The sequence below is a fragment of the Phytobacter sp. V91 genome (assembly GCF_965644225.1).
GTDB lineage: Bacteria > Pseudomonadota > Gammaproteobacteria > Enterobacterales > Enterobacteriaceae > CBFFRJ01.
Window position 1 is genome coordinate 1 of the sequence record NZ_CBFFRJ010000128.1, and the last position, 14,777, is coordinate 14,777.

The window sequence follows — 14,777 nt, forward strand, 5'->3', positions numbered from 1 at the left end:
ACAGCTCAGCTAAGGTAAGGCTAATACAGATAAGGACTCCACTGAACCCCACCGATTAAATCGCACCTTCCTTAGGTTTAAATGCGGGACAACTGAAAGTTGGTTCAATAACCCGCTCCGAGCGCACAGCAAAATGGAATGAAGCTATTCGTCTGGAAGACTCAAACGCTCTGGAATTTTTTGGGGTGAAAGCTCTGGTACATAAATAATTATTTTAAAGATTTGTGTTTGTTTTTCCGCTTAGCGGAACAGGCGTTATCTCCGGGCCCTACACCTTGACCTGAATTTTCAATGTCTGTTCTGGTTGTATGAGTTTTTCCAAATTAGTCAATACATAATTAATTGAAGGAGATTCAAATGACCGAGTCCAGCGCCCAGGCTTTGCCTGCGGCGAAACATAAAATGCAGGTCAAGCCCATTGTTCAGGTGGGCGCAGGTAATGCCCTCGAAATATATGACTTTATGGTTTACGGCTATTATGCTCGTTATATTTCGCAGGCCTATTTCCCGTCAGATAATGAATATGTTTCATTAATGCTCACGCTGATGACATTCGCATTAGGTTTCTTCGCCCGTCCATTCGGGGCGATTATTCTGGGGGCGTACACTGACCGCCACGGACGCAGAAAAGGGCTGATTATGGCCCTCGCCCTGATGTCCGTGGGTATTCTCTGCGTGGCGCTAACGCCAACCTATGCCTCAATAGGGATGGCAGCGCCAGTCATCGTTATATTAGGTCGCTTACTGCAAGGCTTCTCTGCCGGTGCCGAACTGGGCGGCGTGGTGGTCTATCTGGCTGAAATCTCTCCGCCAAATCGCCGGGCATTCTATACCTGCTGGCAGGTGGGTTCTCAGCAGTTCGCCGTGATGGCCGCGTCACTGATTGGTCTGGTGCTGCTCTATAGCATGAGCACCGAAGACCTGCATGACTGGGGCTGGCGTATTCCGTTGCTGATTGGCTGTGCGGTCATTCCGTTAATGTTCTGGCTGCGATCTAACCTTCAGGAAACAGAAGTCTTTGCGAAGAAGAAAACCACCCCAAGCGTGAAAGAGATCTGTTCAAGCCTGGTCTCCGGCTGGCGCATTATTCTGACCTGTATGGGGATGGTCGCCATGGCCACCGTTACCGCACAGACCGTCACCACCTATGCGCCAACCTTTATCAAAAGCCTGAACCTCGGCGAGCATGTTGGCTTTATCACCTTGTTCTTTGTCGGTCTGTCTATTCTGTTGTGGTTACCGATCACGGCAATGATTGCCAACCGCGTAAACAGAAGAACCATGCTGATTGTGGTTACGCTGACCGGGGCCATCACCGCCTGGCCGCTGCTCTCCTGGCTGGCCGCTGACCCGACCGTGTTCAAGTTTGTGGTCTTTGAGCTGTGGTTCTCCTTTATGTATGCCTGCTACAGCTCCGTTCAGGTGGCGGCGATGGTGGAACTGGTGCCGGCCCATGCCCGTACCGCAGGTTACTCCTTTGCGCAGGCAGTGGCTGCGGCAGTCCTCGGCGGTTTGACCCCGGCAATTTGTACCTGGCTCAATCATACCTTCAGCAGTAATGCGATGGTTGGCGTATGGCTTGGCTTTAACGCCGTGCTCAGCCTGCTGGCAGTATTAACCCTCGACCATAAACAGACAGCAATTAACCAGACCAAAGAATTACATTAATTAATTGCTGACCAAACAGCAGTACATCGATTAAGTTGATGTACTGCTGCAATAACACTGGAACAGGTAAATGATGAAAATTGTTATTTTAGATGGTGGTGTACTTAATCCTGGCGATCTTTCGTGGGACAATCTTCAGCAACTGGGAGAAATAACCGTTTACGACACCTCTGAACCCGCTCAGGTGGTGGAAAGAATCGGTGATGCTGATATCGCAATTATCAACAAAGTGGTATTAACCGAAAAAGAATTCAGCCAGTGCCCGAACCTGAAATTTATTGGCGTGACGGCGACCGGCTATAACGTTATTGATTTAGAGGCCGCCAAAAAGCACGGCGTCATTATCTCTAACGTCCCCACTTACGGTACATCGACCGTCGCTCAGTTCACCACCGCCCTGATGCTGGAGCTCTGTAACCAGGTTGGCCTGCACGACACCGACGTTCACGCTGGCGGCTGGGGTAAGAAACCAGACTTCTGCTACTGGCTGAAGCCGATGCTGGAAGTGGCAGGTAAAAACGTCGGCATCATCGGCTACGGGCGTATCGGTCAGGCTTTTGGTGCCGTGGCGCAGGCGCTGGGCATGAACGTGCTGGCCTATGACGAATACCAGAACAAAGCGCTGGAAAACGATCGCGTCCGTTATGTCGACCTCGACACACTCTATGCCGAATCCGATGTGATCAGCCTGCACTGCCTGCTGACGCCTAAAACCCTGGGCCTGATCAATGCAGAGTCACTGGCGAAAATGAAAAAATCCGCCCTGCTGCTGAACGCGTCCCGTGGCGATCTGGTGAATGAAGCCGATCTCGCCGCTGCGCTCAACAACGGCGTGATTGCCGGTGCCGCCGTCGACGTGCTCTCCAAAGAGCCGCCAGTGCCTGATAACCCAATGCTGAGCGCCAAAAACTGCATCATCACGCCGCATATCGCCTGGGCATCGGTTGAGGCACGCGGGCGCATCCTTGCGACCACCGTCGACAACGTAAAAGCCTTTATCGATGGCGAACCACAAAACCGCGTCGGCAACTGATCGCACTCAATAAATTCAAAGAGATAACTGATGGAAAACAACATTATTAAAGCGGCAGACCTGCTGCGCCAGGCCTGGGATAATAACGAAGCCACCTCGCCAGTTCGCGATCTGGTGGACAGCACAAACCTGACTACCGCTTACATGATTCAGGATTACAACGACAAAGTCTGGCAGGCGCAGGGCCGCCGCCGGGTGGGGCGTAAGCTGGGTCTGACCAACAAAGCGGTGCAGAAACAGTTTGGTATCTCAGACCCTTGCTACGGCAATATTTACGCCGATATGGTACTGGTCGATGGGGCTCAAATCACCAAGGGCGTCATCAGCGACCTGCGGGTAGAGACCGAAATTGCGGTGGTGCTGAAAAAAGACCTGACGCAAACCGAGCACACCATTCTCGACATCATCGACGCCGTTGACTATATCCTGCCAGCGTTCGAAATCTGCGATACCCGCGTGGCGGGCTGGGATGTGAAGTCATGTGATTTTGTCGCCGACAACGCCGCCGCCTGCCTGGTGGTGCTGGGTACCCGCCCGGTTTATCTCACCGATTGCGATATCACCCGTAGCGAAATGGTCACCAGACGTGGCGATGACGTCGTTTCCGAAGGCAAAGCAACCGCCATTCTCGGTCACCCGCTACATGCGCTGAAATGGCTGGCGGATGATCTGGTGCGTATCGGTAAACCGTTGCGCGCTGGCGAATTCGTTATCACTGGCGCAATCGGCCCGGCCGTTTCCGCCAAACCCGGCGATGTATTCAATGCCGAAATCAGCGGCATCGGCCTGATCAGTACGAGCTTTGCCAGCTAAGGACATCTCCTGTTAAGTACCCTCACTTAAAGGAATCATTATGGAACTGCCAATAAATCATTTTAAACGTGCCATAAAAAACAATACCGTGCAGTTGGGTCTCTGGACCCAACTGGGCAGCTACATTGCCGCCGAGATGCTCTCCGGTTGCGGCTATGACTTTATCGGTCTCGATGCCGAGCACGGTCCGAGCGAATACATTGAGATTTACTCCCAGTTGCAGGCCTGTGCGGCAGGCGGCCCGACGCAGCCGGTCGTGCGCCTGCCTAACCACGATATCTCACTGATTAAGCGTTATCTCGATGCCGGCGTGAACACGCTGATGGTGCCGCAGGTCGACACCGTCGAGCAGGCAAAAGCGCTGGTCTCCGCCGTGCGTTATCCCCCGAACGGGATACGTGGTTACTGCGGTGCGCCACGCGCCTCCGGCTTTGGTCGTATCAAGAATTACGCCACCGCCTGTGAGGAAGAGATCTGCTTGATTGTGATGCCAGAAACCACTCAGGCACTGGAAAATATCGAAGCCATGGCGGCGATTGATGGGGTTGATGCGTTCTTTATCGGCCCCGGTGATTTAGCGGCAAGTCTGGGTTACATCGGCCAGCCCATGCATCCGCAGGTGATTAAAGTCATTGAAGAAACCGGCAGACGCGTTAAAGCGGCCGGGAAGGCCGTCGGTATTCTCTGTACCGATGAAGCACAAACCCGCCGCTATATCGAACTGGGTTTCCAGATGGTCGCCATCGGCTCAGACCAGGGGTTACTCACCAAAGGCGCGGAAAACCTGCTGGCAAAATTCAGATAGTTTCTCGAAGCTTGTGTATTGGCATTGGATTTTCTTTTCCGGATGCGCCTGGCAGCCCATCCGGTTTTTTTTGCTTTGCGTCTACTGCGTCAGCGCTTTTGTCGAATCGCCGACAACCAGCTTCGGCATAAAAAGCTGGCTCCCGGTCGTGGCGTAAAACACCTCCGGCGAAAGCGGGGTCTCCTGATTCATCAGCCGGTCGATAATCGTCACACAGGCGTCGGCTATCTGTTTTTCAGGCAGGGAGATAAAGGTCAGTTTCACCTCCAGCAGACTTCCCCAGGAGACATCGCCATACGCCACCAGAGAGAGGTCATCCGGGATAGCAATGTTCATCTCTTTGGCCGCCAGCAGAATACTCATCGCATAGCGCGGGCTACCCAGTACCAGGGCGGTTGGGCGAACAGATGCGCTCATCACCCGGCGGAATGCTTCGCCGCCAAACTCTGCCTGCGGCGGTCCAACGTAGATAATATCCGCAAGCGCCTGCTGTTCGGCGACGGAGAAATTTTGCAAAAAGCCCTGCAAACGTTCAGATCCGGTACTTAGCTGCCGGGCGGAACCAATATAGCCAATGCGCGTATGTCCCAGCTCCCGCAGGTGTTTCACCGCCTGAGTGATCCCATCGCGATCGTCAATGGCAATCACCGGCGTTTGCAGGCTGTCGTGGTGGCGCAGCAACTGGACGGCATTGGTCCGCGTAACCAGCTCCTGAGTCTGTGCCGAGGGGCTGGCGGTCGGGGCGAAGATAATACCATCGACCCGCGCCGTCATCAGGCGCAACAATGCCGCCTGCTCCATCTCGGGTTTGTCGCCGGTGATCCCCAGCATCATCTGCCAGGAGCGGGCGGCCGCCACATGGGCAATCGCATTGGTGATGGTGATAAAGAAGTCGTTCTGGATATCAGGGATGACCAGGCCAAATGCCATACTGCTGACATTACGCAGGGCGCGAGCAGCGCTATTGGGGATATAGCCATATTCCCGGGCAGCCTGCAAAACATTGTCTTTGGTTGCCTGGCTAATGGCCGGATGATCGTTTAATGCGCGCGATACTGTGGTGTGTGATAAGCCTAAAATTGCAGCCAATTTCTTTATTGTCACTGCGTCACCTTAATTTCGTCCTGACCTGACTTCCGGTAATTGCCCGGAAAAGCCGGGGATTAAATTATAATCCTGAATCTTTATCGTTGTGAGAATGCATGGAATATATTGTGCAATCGCCATAATAGCAGATTCTTATATCTGGCACTATCGATTTGAAATAATAACATTCATTGGAATTAATTAGACATAGTGCAAGTTTATAAATCTTTTAACTTGCCTTGCGGCGGGATTTATTATTAAGAAAATCTGCAGAGAACCGCTGAGGAATTTAATACGTATTAAATGTTAAGCCCTCTCCCTGGGGAAAAGAGAGGGTATACCCGTAAGCCACTGTCAGGTCAGATTACCCGAGCATCTCAAGGTAAATTTTGCGCAGCAGTTGGGTGATTTGCCCAGGCTTACCATCACCAATTTGCTGACCATCAACGCTGACGACTGGCCAGACAAAGGTAGTCGCGGAACTGATAAAGACCTCGCTCGCCCGTCTTGCCTCTTCTGGCGTAAACAAGCGTTCTTCGAAGGTCACACCGTATTCCTCACCTAAACGCAGTAATGCTTTACGGGTGATGCCGTGCAAAATGCTGTTACTCAGTGGACGGGTGATGATGGTTTTATCGGCCAGCACGATATAACAGTTGCAGGCGCTGCCTTCAGTGATAAAGCCGTCTTCCACCAGGAAAGCATCGTCAGCCCCGTTGGCCTCGGCCCAGGCTTTCGCCATACAGGGCGCGAGCAACTGCACCGTTTTAATATCCCGCCGCTGCCAGCGAATATCCGGGCAGGTCACCACCCGGATGCCTTTGCTGGCCGCCGGATGATCAACAACCGGGCGCGCCTGAGTAAAAAGCACCAGAGTGGATGCTGTTCCGGCTGACGGATAGTGAAAGTCCCGGTCTCCGCTGTTCCCACGGGTCAGTTGCAGGTAGATCCCACCTTCGGTGAGCGCATTCTCTACCAGCAGACGCTGATGAATTTCCCGCAGCTCATTTTCCGATTGCGTCAGTGTTAACCCTAACTCATGGCAGGATCGCGCCAGGCGGGCATAGTGACCGGCAAAATCCACCAGCTTACTGTTCACCACCGCAGTCACTTCATACACTGCGTCGGCGAATAAAAAACCTCGGTCAAAAACGGAAATTTTGGCGGCCTCTTCAGGCACATATTCCCCGTTAAGGTATACCGTGCGTGACATTTCTCTCTCCTTAAATCGGTACGTCACTAGCCCCACAATGCCGGGACGGGTGGAAAAAGTTCACTACCTTCGTAGCGCAGCCCGTGCTCACGATCTTCTGCCAGCAGCAACGGACCATCGAGATCGACCACGCTCGCCTGTTGCGCGACCACCACAGCGGGAGCCATGGATAACGACGTGCTGACCATACAGCCCACCATCACCTGCAATCCCAGCCGCGTGGCTTCATCACGCACGCGCAGCGCCTCCGTTAAACCGCCGGTTTTATCCAGCTTGATGTTCACCATCTCGTAGCACCCGACAATGTGCGCCAGCGAAGAAAGATCATGGCAGGATTCATCGGCACACAAGGGCACCGGATGGGGCAAGTTCGCCAGTACGGCGTCTTTCCCCGCCGGCAGCGGCTGCTCAATCAGCGCAACGCCGAGGCGCGCCAGCTCAGGGGCCTGGCGCAGATACATGGCTTCATCCCAGCCTTCATTGGCATCGACGATGATCCTTGCGTTGGGTGCGCCTTCGCGCACCGCCGCCACCCGGGCAATATCCAGTTCATCGGCAAGCTTAAGTTTAAGCAACGGACGCCAGTTGTTCTCCTGCGCCATCTGCTGCATCCGCGCCGGGGTATCGAGGGACAACGTATACGCAGTATGCAGATTATGCGGCAGAGGCTGATGAGCCCGCTGCCAGATGCTCTGGCCGGAGGCTTTACACTCCAGATCCCAGAATGCGCAGTCCAGCGCATTACGTGCCGCCCCGGCAGGCAGCGCCTGCTGCAATTGCTCCCGCGTCATACCGGCATTCAGCGGCGACCGCAGGCTCTCTATCTGCGCGATAACGCTATCGACCGATTCGCCATAGCGCACGTAGGGCAGGCACTCCCCTCTGGCGCTAACCCCATCCTGCTGGAGAGTAACCGTCACCACGTCGGCCTGAGTGCGGCTGCCCCTGGCAATGGTAAATGCGTGGCGCAGCGGCCAGCTTTCATGGACAAGGGTAAGCTCCATTACAGGGCCGCCAGCTTATCGACAATCGCGCCAACGCCCTGACGGAAGGGATCGACAACTGGCAAACCGTGGCGGCTTTCAAGCTGAGCCATCAACGCCAGCGCATCGGCTTCGCTCAGGGCAGCGGTATTCAGAGAGATCCCCACAAAGCGGGCGTCAGGGTTGGTCAGCTGCGCCATCTTCAGGTTCAGCGCGATACAGTCGGCAATATCCGGGATCGGGTAATCCACGCCACGCATATGGGTGCGGGTTGGCTCATGACACAGTACCAGCGCATCCGGCTGAGCCCCGTGGATGAGACCCGTTGTGACGCCGGCAAAAGAGGGATGGAACAGCGAGCCCTGCCCTTCGATAATATCCCAGTGATCGGCATCATTCGCCGGAGCAAGGGTTTCCACTGCGCCGGAAACAAAGTCGGAGACAACGGCATCAACGCTGATCCCGGCCCCACTGATCAGAATGCCGGTTTGCCCGGTGGCGCGGAAGGTGGCTTTCTCACCGCGTGAGAGGATCTCTTTTTCAATCGCCAGCGCCGTGTACATCTTGCCGCAGGAGCAGTCGGTGCCAACCGGCAGCAGGCGTTTACCGCTGCGTTTGCGGCCGCTGGCAACCGGATACTGCTCAACCGGATGGCGCACATCAAACAGTTTGCGTCCCAGGCGGTCTGCCAGCGCTTTCAGTTCCGGAACATCCGCCAGCTTATTATGTAACCCCGCGGCTAAATCCATTCCGCTTTCCAGCGCCGCGCTGAGAATTGAAATCCACTCTTTGGAAATAATACCGCCACGGTTAGCAACACCCACCACCAGTGTTTTTGCGCCGGCTTTTGCTGCTGCCTCAATATCCATATCGGTGAGATGACAATCGGCATGGCAATTCGCCATACGATATTGCCCAACACAATATTCCGGGTGCCATTGTTTAATCCCGTCGGCAACTTTCGCCGCCAGTTGATCATGTGCGTCACCCAGAAAAAGCAGATAGGGCTTTTGAATATTCATTATTTATCCCCCTCAGGATAAGGCTAAAAATAAATTAACGAAGAAATAACATTTCCGAAAAAATTAAAAGTCGATTGACTGTTTATGCAGGATATCAAGGGTTTTATTATTGTCAACAGGCCCATTCGCAGGCCTTATTTACCAGGTTTATCGCAATAAAGCAGTTTTTTATCCTGTCATCTCAAATGAATAAAACCGTTGTGAAAATATTAATCTTCAAATCAGCAATGGCCAGCATGGCGTCCATAAAAAATAATCAACAGAATGTGATCTCATCACTACTGGTGCACTATTAAAGAGCAATGCGCCATTTTAGAACGCCAAAACGGTGCTATTACTCAGGGTAAATCTATAAGAAGAATGGATGAGAGTATTTCAATTATTGGATGTAAGGTAATTCTGGTTATTGATGGAATATGTTGCTGTAAATTAACATGTCAGCGCAAAAACATGGTTCATCATTTCTTATTAATAACTTCCTTTCAAATTGCGACGGAATATCGGGCAAATGCATCAGGAAGAGAGCACAACAACGACAACGCATCACACAATGGGCCGATTGGCTTTATCTGGTCAGAGGCATCGGTATTCAGTGTTACGCGGTATTTGGTGATTAAAACATTCTCAATTAACTGACGGACGGTGAGGTAACAATGAAGAGTATTTGTGGGAAAGTCTCTTTACTGGCAGTGCTGGTTTCCGGGCTTGCTGGCGTACATAGTGCGACAGCGGCAGAGATTAAAATCGGTGTCGTGCTGCCCTTAAGTGGTGCGCTCAGCGGTTACGGTCAACCTTCACAGAAAGGTCTGGAACTGATCCAAAGCATTACACCGACATTGAAAAACGGTGACACCATCAAACTTATCGTCATTGATGATAAGAGTGACAAAGTCGAAGCCGCTAACGCCATGCAGCGCCTGGTCTCCAGCGATAAAGTGGATGCGGTGATCGGTGAAGTGACCTCCGGTAATACCCTGGCGATGGTAAAAATTGCCGATGACAGCAAAACCCCGCTGGTCTCTTCAACCGCCACCAACGACCGCGTAACGCGTAACCACCCTTATGTCAGCCGCGTCTGCTTCTCTGACAGCTTCCAGGGCGTGGTCGGCGCGAACCTCGCCTCCCGCGATCTGAAAGCAAAAACCGCCGCCATCGTTTTTGACAGCAGCAACGATTACTCCGTTGGCCTGGCAAAAGCCTTCCGCGCCCAGTTCCTGAAAAACGGCGGCACTATTCCTATCGAAGTGCAGGCGCCTTCAGGCAGCAAAGACTTTAAAGCCCAACTCTCCAGCGTAAAAGCGAAAAACGTCGACATGATTTATATGCCGATCTACTACACCGAAGGGGCGTTGATTGCCGTGCAGGCGCAACAGCTGGGCCTGAACAAACCGGTGGTGGGTGGCGATGGTCTGGCCGCTGACCCGGTGTTCTTTGAAGTGGGTAAAGATGCGGTTAACGGCTATATGACCACCGACTACTACTCACCTAACGCCAAAGAACAAACCCCGGCGGGCGAAGCCTTTATCAAAGCCTGGGATGAGAAATACAAAACCCCGACCCACACCTGGGGCGCAATGGCGGCTGATGCTTACAACGTGATCGTCAATGCAATGAATCAGTGTACTGATGCCAAAGATCGCGTCTGCGTAAACGAGAAGATCCGCGCCACCAAAGATTTCACCGGCGTAACAGGCACGCTGACCCTCAAAGATGGTGACGCCGTGCGCAGTGCAGTTATCAATGAAGTAAAAGATGGGCAACTGGCATTCAAAACCGTGGTCAATCCATAGTCTGTAAAAGAGGTTAATTATTAAATGGATGGCGCCATTTTTCTCCAGCAGGTCGTCAACGGTATGAGTCTGGGCGGCATGTACGCCCTGATCGCCATTGGCTACACCATGGTGTATGGGGTCCTGCGCTTGATCAACTTCGCCCATGCGGATGTGATGATGGTCGGCGCGTTTGCGACTCTGTTTTTATTTTCTTCCATTGGGCTGCCCTTCGGGGCAGCTGTTTTGCTGACTCTGGGTCTGTGCGCCCTGATGGGCATGTTCATCGACCGGGTGGCTTATCGCCCACTGCGCCAGGCATCGAAAATTTCGATGCTGATCACCGCCATCGGCGTCAGCTTCTTTCTGGAAAACCTGTTCAACGTTCTGTTCGGCGGCAGCTCGCGCTTCTTCGCGGCTCCCGACTGGTTCAACAACACCCTGACCTTCGGTCATATCATCATTACTAACGTGGCGTGGATCGTGCCGCTGATCACCGTATTGCTGCTGCTGGCGATCCTGTGGCTGCTCTACCGTACTCGCTACGGTATGGCTATTCGCGCCGTGGCATTTGACGTCAATACCGTGCGGCTGATGGGAATTGATGCCAACCGCATCATCTCGCTGGTCTTTGCTCTCGGCAGTAGCCTTGCCGCTCTGGGCGGCGTTTTCTACTCCATCAGTTACCCGACCATTGACCCGCTGATGGGGGTGCTGATCGGTCTGAAAGCCTTTGCAGCGGCGGTGTTAGGCGGAATTGGCAGCGTCACGGGGGCCGTGCTGGGCGGGTTTATTCTCGGTTTTACCGAAGTGGTCGCAGTGGCGATTTACCCGGAGCTTGGCGGCTATAAAGACGCGTTCGCTTTTATGTTTTTGATTCTGGTCTTGTTGTTCCGCCCGGTGGGCATTATGGGTGACGAACGTCTGGAAAGGAGCCGCTTCTAATGTTTAACGCTTCAACCACTCTCGGCGCTCAGGGGCGAAATCTGGCGATCGTTATCGTCGCCGTGGCACTGCTCGCCGGAATCAATCTGGTCTTTAATGACTATATTATTCGGGTTATCAGTACCGTCTTTGTCTTTATGATCCTCGCCGTTAGCTACAACCTGATTAACGGGGTCACCGGGCAGCTCTCGCTGGAACCCAATGGCTTTGTCGCCGTCGGCGCCTATGTGACCGCCATTTTAATCTTATCCTCAGACAGTAAACTGGATATGTATGAAATGGCTGCGCCCAGCCCCTTTGTCCTGCTATTGCACGCCAGCTTCCTGCCCGCACTGCTGATTAGCGGCCTGTGCGCCGCCGTCCTTGCGGTGTGCCTCGCCTTCCCGGTCTTCCGGGTGCGCGGCGACTATCTGGCTATTGTGACGCTGGGCTTCGGTTTTATTATCAAAATCCTCGCCATCAATAATCCGCAAATCACCAACGGCGCGATTGGGCTGAACGATATTCCCCAGCAGCCGCATCTGCTGTTCTGGTGTGGTATTACCGCGCTGCTGGCGACCGGGATGATCCTGCAACTGGTGTGGTCCAAATATGGCCGGATGATGAAAGCCATTCGCGATGATGAAGATGCCGCCATCGCGATGGGGGTCAACACCTTTCGCATCAAGACCTGCGCTTTTGCCACCAGCGCCTTCTTTGAAGGGATTGGCGGTGGCCTGCTGGCGTCATTACTGACCACTATTTCGCCGAATTTGTTCGACTTTATGCTGACCTTCCAGTTACTGATCATTATTGTGCTCGGCGGGCTGGGCAGTACGACAGGGGCGATCCTCGGCACTATCGTGGTGGTGGGCAGCGGCGAATGGCTGCGCTTCCTCGATCAACCGCTGTCGATGTTTGGCTACGATCTTGGTTCGTATCCGGGACTGCGTATGGTGGTCTTCTCCCTGCTGCTGCTGTTGATCATGCTGTTTGCCCGCGAAGGCTTGCTGGGTAAAAAAGAGGTCTGGCAGGTACGTTTCAGGAGGCAGCGCCATGACGTCAAATAAAGCGATCCTTGAAGTTCAGGATATCGTCATGCAGTTCGGCGGCCTGCGCGCCATCGACAACGTGAGTTTTCACGTGGATGAGGCCGAAATCTTTGGTCTGATTGGCCCTAATGGCGCAGGCAAAACCACCTTATTTAACGTTATCACCGCCAACTATAAGCCGACCAGCGGCAACGTGATACTGGACGGGAAATCGGTCAAAGGGCTGAAACCCAACAAAGTGGTGAATGCCGGTATTGCCCGTACCTTCCAGAACATCCGCCTGTTTAACTCCATGACGGTGCTGGAAAACGTGATGGTCGGTCTCGACCATGCCAGCCACTACTCGCTGCTGGAAGCGGCGCTGCATATTGGCCGCTACTATCCGGCGGAACGCGCAGCGCGGGCTAAGGCAATGGAACTGCTGGAATATATCGGCATTGCGCAGTTTGCCACCATGCAGGCCACTAATCTGAGCTACGGCAATCAGCGTAAAGTTGAAATTGCCCGTGCGCTGGCGACCGGCCCCAAACTGCTGCTGCTCGACGAACCCGCCGCCGGGATGAACCCGAAGGAGACAGAAGATCTGGCCAGCCTGATTTTCCGCATGCGTAAGGATTACCAGTTGAGCGTGCTGCTGATTGAACATGATATGCCGTTCGTGAATACGCTCTGTGAGCGGGTGATGGTGCTGGAATATGGCAAACCTTTGTTTAGCGGGCTGATGGCTGAAGCCATTCAAAATCCGGAGGTGATCTCCGCCTACCTGGGAGACGTGAATTATGCTTAGCGCCCGTGAGCTGAAAGTGTTTTATGGCGTCATTCAGGGGCTGAAGGGCGTGGATATTGAGATTAATGACCGGGAGATAGTCACCCTGATTGGCAGTAACGGGGCGGGGAAAACCTCCGCCCTGAACGGCATTATCAATATGGTGCGCTCCACCGGTACGGTGAATTTTCTCAATGAGGATATCTCCCGCAGCCAGACGCACCACATCGTGCGCAAGGGGCTGGCGCTGGTGCCGGAAGGTCGCAAGATCTTTACCAATCTGACCATCGAAGAGAACCTGCGGATGGGGGCGTACAACAATCTCGCCAACTTCACCCGTCTGCGGGATCGGATGTTTAGCCTGTTTCCGCGCCTGAAAGAGCGACGCAAGCAGATGGCAGGCACCATGAGCGGCGGCGAGCAGCAGATGCTGGCGATTGCTCGTGCGCTGATGAGTGAGCCGGTGTTATTGATGCTTGATGAACCGAGCCTGGGGCTGGCGCCGAAAATCGTCGGCGAGTTGTTCCATACCATACGTCAGTTGCGTGAGGAAAACATCACCATTTTGCTGGTTGAGCAAAACGCCACTGCGGCGTTGACCATTGCCGACCGGGCCTATGTGCTGGAGAACGGTAAGATTGTGCTCAGCGGCGCGGCGCAGGATGTGCTGGCCAACCCGGAAGTGAAAAAGATGTATCTGGGAGGATAAGGTGGCGGGGGAACACGCTGGTTTTGAGCCGCCTGTTCCCCTCACCCCGCCCACTCCCTCAGCAGAGGCGAGTGGGCCCATCCGGCATGTTATTCCGCCGCCTGTTTTTGCTCAATCACTCCATACCAGCCTAAGCCCTGATAGCTCTCATAGCCTGGGGTTAAAGCAAAAGAGACCGTGCTATCGCCATTGGTCTGATAAAAACCCGACATTTTGCCGTCAGTGCGCAGCGGGAAAAGATCGCCGGTTTTACCATCGGAAGAAGCAATAACCCGGAAGGTGGAATCGACAATCATACAGCGGGTGCGTTGCCACTCTTCTTCACTTAAACGTACGCTTTTCACCACCCCCGATGCCTGCGGTGCCCAGTCAAAGAAAATACATAATGCGCCCGTCACCCGCCCGTTCTCCTCGCCGTTTTCGCGGATCGCCGTCGCATAAGTGGCGACAGTGGCATTGTTTAAAAACGGGACGGTGGCAATATCTGCCGCTACATAATCACTGCCACTTTTGGTTGCCAGCGCCTGGCGGAATATTTTCATATCGCTGATATTTTTACCGGCTACCGAATAATTCTCACCGCGACCATTGGCCAGGATAGTGCCTTGCGCATCCACCACCCATAAATCCAGATAGACGGTATAACTGGCCAGAATTACGCTCAGTCGTTCCGCTGCATGCTGGCACAAGGCTTTGTCCGCAGTTGCCACACATTCCACCACTGCGGCATCGGTGGCCCACCAACGAACGTCACAGGAGCGTTCATAAAGATTACGATCGACGATATCAATCATATTCAACGCCAGATCCACGCTACGCTGGCTTTCATGCTGATGTAAGGTGGTGATCATGTTGTCACCTAAGGAAGGTGCGATTTAATCGGTGGGGTTCAGTGGAGTCCTTATCTGTATTAGCCTTACCTTAGCTGAGCTGT

Annotated in this window: 15 protein-coding genes; 10 read left to right on the forward strand and 5 right to left on the reverse strand. The window is 53.6% G+C overall.

The window, feature by feature from the left end:
* Positions 1-59 precede the first annotated feature (59 nt).
* From ACSZO4_RS20650 to ACSZO4_RS20670, 5 genes are all read left to right on the forward strand, one after another.
* Positions 60-209 carry a hypothetical protein gene (locus ACSZO4_RS20650; protein WP_437890967.1) on the forward strand — a complete coding sequence of 50 codons (150 nt, stop codon included), beginning with the start codon at positions 60-62 and terminating at the stop codon, positions 207-209.
* Positions 210-357: 148 nt separating this feature from the next.
* Positions 358-1,668 carry a tricarballylate/proton symporter TcuC gene (gene tcuC / locus ACSZO4_RS20655; RefSeq protein ID WP_437890954.1) on the forward strand — a complete coding sequence of 437 codons (1,311 nt, stop codon included), beginning with the start codon at positions 358-360 and terminating at the stop codon, positions 1,666-1,668.
* 70 nt (positions 1,669-1,738) lie between these two features.
* The gene (locus ACSZO4_RS20660) at positions 1,739-2,701 is read left to right on the forward strand and encodes a D-2-hydroxyacid dehydrogenase (protein WP_437890955.1); all 963 of its coding nucleotides are present in this window, start codon (positions 1,739-1,741) and stop codon (positions 2,699-2,701) included.
* A gap of 30 nt (positions 2,702-2,731) precedes the next feature.
* Complete coding sequence (locus tag ACSZO4_RS20665; RefSeq protein ID WP_437890956.1) at positions 2,732-3,514, forward strand: 2-keto-4-pentenoate hydratase; 783 nt, start codon at positions 2,732-2,734, stop codon at positions 3,512-3,514.
* Positions 3,515-3,554: 40 nt separating this feature from the next.
* Positions 3,555-4,319: an HpcH/HpaI aldolase family protein gene (locus ACSZO4_RS20670; protein ID WP_437890957.1), complete on the forward strand. Its 765-nt coding sequence runs from the start codon at positions 3,555-3,557 to the stop codon at positions 4,317-4,319.
* A gap of 81 nt (positions 4,320-4,400) precedes the next feature.
* Here the strand turns inward: ACSZO4_RS20670 and ACSZO4_RS20675 are convergent, their stop codons facing one another.
* From ACSZO4_RS20675 to dgcN, 4 genes are all read right to left on the reverse strand, one after another.
* Positions 4,401-5,423 carry a LacI family DNA-binding transcriptional regulator gene (locus tag ACSZO4_RS20675; protein WP_437890958.1) on the reverse strand — a complete coding sequence of 341 codons (1,023 nt, stop codon included), beginning with the start codon at positions 5,421-5,423 and terminating at the stop codon, positions 4,401-4,403.
* A gap of 346 nt (positions 5,424-5,769) precedes the next feature.
* Entirely contained in the window at positions 5,770-6,618 is an 849-nt protein-coding gene (locus ACSZO4_RS20680; RefSeq protein WP_437890959.1) for a D-amino-acid transaminase, read from the reverse strand.
* A 26-nt stretch (positions 6,619-6,644) separates the two neighbouring features.
* Positions 6,645-7,622: an N-acetyl-D-Glu racemase DgcA gene (gene dgcA / locus ACSZO4_RS20685; protein ID WP_437890960.1), complete on the reverse strand. Its 978-nt coding sequence runs from the start codon at positions 7,620-7,622 to the stop codon at positions 6,645-6,647.
* Complete coding sequence (gene dgcN / locus ACSZO4_RS20690; RefSeq protein WP_437890961.1) at positions 7,622-8,623, reverse strand: N-acetyltransferase DgcN; 1,002 nt, start codon at positions 8,621-8,623, stop codon at positions 7,622-7,624. Before dgcN ends, dgcA begins: the two co-directional genes overlap by 1 nt.
* Positions 8,624-9,306: 683 nt before the next feature.
* Here dgcN and ACSZO4_RS20695 point away from each other — a divergent pair.
* Genes ACSZO4_RS20695 through ACSZO4_RS20715 form a run of 5 tightly spaced genes read left to right on the forward strand, consistent with a single transcriptional unit; the run spans position 9,307 to position 13,843 of the window.
* On the forward strand, positions 9,307-10,413 hold the full coding sequence (locus tag ACSZO4_RS20695) for an ABC transporter substrate-binding protein (RefSeq protein ID WP_437890968.1): 1,107 nt from the start codon (positions 9,307-9,309) through the stop codon (positions 10,411-10,413).
* Between the two features lie 24 nt (positions 10,414-10,437).
* The gene (locus ACSZO4_RS20700) at positions 10,438-11,337 is read left to right on the forward strand and encodes a branched-chain amino acid ABC transporter permease (RefSeq protein ID WP_437890962.1); all 900 of its coding nucleotides are present in this window, start codon (positions 10,438-10,440) and stop codon (positions 11,335-11,337) included.
* On the forward strand, positions 11,337-12,386 hold the full coding sequence (locus tag ACSZO4_RS20705; protein WP_437890963.1) for a branched-chain amino acid ABC transporter permease: 1,050 nt from the start codon (positions 11,337-11,339) through the stop codon (positions 12,384-12,386). The genes ACSZO4_RS20700 and ACSZO4_RS20705 overlap by 1 nt, the downstream gene beginning before the upstream one ends.
* The gene (locus ACSZO4_RS20710; protein WP_437890964.1) at positions 12,373-13,155 is read left to right on the forward strand and encodes an ABC transporter ATP-binding protein; all 783 of its coding nucleotides are present in this window, start codon (positions 12,373-12,375) and stop codon (positions 13,153-13,155) included. Before ACSZO4_RS20705 ends, ACSZO4_RS20710 begins: the two co-directional genes overlap by 14 nt.
* Entirely contained in the window at positions 13,148-13,843 is a 696-nt protein-coding gene (locus ACSZO4_RS20715; RefSeq protein WP_437890965.1) for an ABC transporter ATP-binding protein, read from the forward strand. Before ACSZO4_RS20710 ends, ACSZO4_RS20715 begins: the two co-directional genes overlap by 8 nt.
* Before the next feature lie 89 nt (positions 13,844-13,932).
* Here ACSZO4_RS20715 and ACSZO4_RS20720 read toward each other — a convergent pair whose 3' ends face one another.
* Positions 13,933-14,694 (reverse strand): cache domain-containing protein, encoded by a 762-nt coding sequence (locus ACSZO4_RS20720; protein WP_437890966.1) that lies wholly within the window; start codon positions 14,692-14,694, stop codon positions 13,933-13,935.
* Positions 14,695-14,777 lie beyond the last annotated feature (83 nt).

Excerpts from the sequence above, each read along its gene's own strand:
- tcuC (WP_437890954.1), top strand. The coding sequence starts at position 358 with ATGACCGAGTCCAGCGCCCAGGCTTTGCCTGCGGCGAAACATAAAATG.
- ACSZO4_RS20660 (WP_437890955.1), top strand. The coding sequence starts at position 1,739 with ATGATGAAAATTGTTATTTTAGATGGTGGTGTACTTAATCCTGGCGAT.
- ACSZO4_RS20665 (WP_437890956.1), top strand. The coding sequence starts at position 2,732 with ATGGAAAACAACATTATTAAAGCGGCAGACCTGCTGCGCCAGGCCTGG.
- ACSZO4_RS20670 (WP_437890957.1), top strand. The coding sequence starts at position 3,555 with ATGGAACTGCCAATAAATCATTTTAAACGTGCCATAAAAAACAATACC.
- ACSZO4_RS20680 (WP_437890959.1), bottom strand. The coding sequence starts at position 6,618 with ATGTCACGCACGGTATACCTTAACGGGGAATATGTGCCTGAAGAGGCC.
- dgcA (WP_437890960.1), bottom strand. The coding sequence starts at position 7,622 with ATGGAGCTTACCCTTGTCCATGAAAGCTGGCCGCTGCGCCACGCATTT.
- dgcN (WP_437890961.1), bottom strand. The coding sequence starts at position 8,623 with ATGAATATTCAAAAGCCCTATCTGCTTTTTCTGGGTGACGCACATGAT.
- ACSZO4_RS20700 (WP_437890962.1), top strand. The coding sequence starts at position 10,438 with ATGGATGGCGCCATTTTTCTCCAGCAGGTCGTCAACGGTATGAGTCTG.
- ACSZO4_RS20705 (WP_437890963.1), top strand. The coding sequence starts at position 11,337 with ATGTTTAACGCTTCAACCACTCTCGGCGCTCAGGGGCGAAATCTGGCG.
- ACSZO4_RS20710 (WP_437890964.1), top strand. The coding sequence starts at position 12,373 with ATGACGTCAAATAAAGCGATCCTTGAAGTTCAGGATATCGTCATGCAG.
- ACSZO4_RS20715 (WP_437890965.1), top strand. The coding sequence starts at position 13,148 with ATGCTTAGCGCCCGTGAGCTGAAAGTGTTTTATGGCGTCATTCAGGGG.
- ACSZO4_RS20720 (WP_437890966.1), bottom strand. The coding sequence starts at position 14,694 with ATGATCACCACCTTACATCAGCATGAAAGCCAGCGTAGCGTGGATCTG.